Raw genomic sequence first — 329 nt, 5'->3', positions numbered from 1 at the left:
CTCACACCCTCACGTCTCCTTCGGGAGGATCCATGTCCCACCGACGCATACGCCACGCACTGCTCGTCCCCGCCATGGCCGGCTCGCTTCTCGTCGCCCCGGCCGTCCTCGCATGGGGCCAGGCCGCCGCCGCCCCCACCGCCACCTGCTCCATCTCCGGTGTCTTCCCCAACGGGAAGGTGCACCTGTCGGGCGGCGGCTTCACGCCGGGTTCCGCGTTCCTGTCCTCGCCGACCGCCGCGGGTGGCTCGTTCGCCATCGGCGGGGGCGGGGGGGTTCCGGTGTTTAAAAGGGGGAAAAGCAAAGAAAACCGGGTGGCAAGGAAAGAA

The 329-nt window shown here is 69.0% G+C and carries 1 protein-coding gene; it reads left to right on the top strand.

All coding sequences use genetic code 11. From position 1 onward, the window contains the following. Nucleotides 1–32: 32 nt before the first annotated feature. Nucleotides 33–329, top strand: a 297-nt coding sequence (locus ADK55_RS40025; RefSeq protein WP_234350204.1) for a hypothetical protein, incomplete at its 3' end; no start/stop codon positions are given.

This window comes from Streptomyces sp. WM4235 (assembly GCF_001279725.1).
GTDB lineage: Bacteria > Actinomycetota > Actinomycetes > Streptomycetales > Streptomycetaceae > Streptomyces.
Note: the sequence above shows the minus strand (reverse complement) of the source record. Positions and strands in the feature narration are given on the sequence as shown.